General features: G+C 60.7%; 2 pseudogenes. One reads left to right on the forward strand and one right to left on the reverse strand.

The window, feature by feature from the left end:
* Positions 1-157: 157 nt before the first annotated feature.
* A pseudogene (locus tag ACWGS9_RS34815) lies at positions 158-631 on the reverse strand (transposase); the annotation flags it as partial.
* 389 nt (positions 632-1,020) lie between these two features.
* On the opposite strand from ACWGS9_RS34815, the pseudogene ACWGS9_RS34820 reads away from it, so the two are divergent.
* A pseudogene (locus tag ACWGS9_RS34820) lies at positions 1,021-1,287 on the forward strand (leucine zipper domain-containing protein); the annotation flags it as partial.
* Positions 1,288-1,493: the final 206 nt, after the last annotated feature.

Consider the following 1,493-nt stretch of genomic DNA (forward strand, 5'->3'; position numbering starts at 1 on the left):
CCCCGCAACCAATTCTATCATAAATCAATAACCGTCCCGGTCTGACCGGGGCGGTTTTTTGCGTTCCGGCCATGCAGTGTGTAAAGGGGCGTCACCGGCCAGCACGGCAGAAACAACAGCTGTGGAACCGGCATCCTGATTTGTGTCCGGCCCCGCGAAACGGCTCCTGAAGCGGGCGCTCGGCAAACGCCTTCAGACTCTCGTCCAGGCGTTTGTTGATGGCCGAGATCGACGAGGCGGAGAAGGCATGACCGCACAGTTCCTCCGTGATCGCCTTGACCTTGCGGGTCGACACGCCCTGCACGTACATCTCCGCAAGGGTGGCCACCAAGGCGCGCTCGGAACGCTGATAGCGCTCGAACAATTCGGTGGAGAAGCGGCCCGCCCGGTCCTGCGGAACCCGCAGCTCAAGCTTGCCGACCCGCGTGACAAGGGTGCGGCCGTAATAGCCAGAGCGATAGCCAAGACGCTCCGGCGTGCGCTCGCTCTTCGAAGCACCCAGCGCCTGATCCATCTCGGCCTCGAGCACCTCCTGCATCACCGCGCGGATAACCTCGTGCAATCCATCCGGGTTCGAAAGCAGAATGTCTTTGACGGCGGCTATGGCGGATTTATCTTCAGTGTTGGTCATGGTGGCGTTCCTTCGCGGGAATCGGTGACGTGAACAATCACCAGCCTGCCATGACCGCCCTCTCTCAGCGAATTTGCAGAACTCTCAGCACACTACCTGCGCGCGTTGGTGAGCGAGGTTGGGATGTCAGAATCCGCTATGGGGAAAACTTGATCGTCGCACTCACTCTGGGGTTCGGTCGGAGGACCGCTACCCGGGATACCCACCGCCGAAGAGGCGCTGAACGATGACCGCCGGCGTGAAACTACATGCTGGCAGCAGCGGGCCGCTGTTGTAGTGTGAAGGGGGTGTGAATGATTAGCTAGCTGTGAGCTTTCAGGAGGTTGTCCATTCGGACCGGACCGAGGAGACTGGAGTTACCAGGCTTCAGCACTCATCGGAGGGTCCGAATGAACATCCACAAGAATGCCCGTCTCACGCCGCTGCGTCGAGAGGAGATGGCGCTGTCGGTGATAGAGGGCGCTTTTTCCAAAGCCCATGCGGCGGGCGTCTATGGCGTGTCGGCCAAGATCGTGGCGCGCTGGGTCGAGCGCTACAAGGCCGAAGGGCGGGCCGGCATGATCGGCCGTTCCTCGCGGCCCGCCCATATGCCACAGGCCACCGCTGCGTTGATCGCCGAGCGCATCATTGCGCTGCGGCGGCAACGTTGGACCGGCGCGATAGGTTTGTCGGGCTTCTTGCTGTGGTGGCGCGGAGGAAAGTCGAAGATCCCCGCGAGACAACAGCTTTGATGATCGTGTTTACATCGAACCGATCAAAATTCACGTGTAACCCACAGGAAGTCTGTCGTCCCTTTCAAATTGGCACCCGGAACAAGACCGACGGCGCCGTTCAGCGCGACATGTGTGCTGAGGGCATCCAC

It is taken from the genome of Mesorhizobium sp. Arg314, from assembly GCF_053714275.1.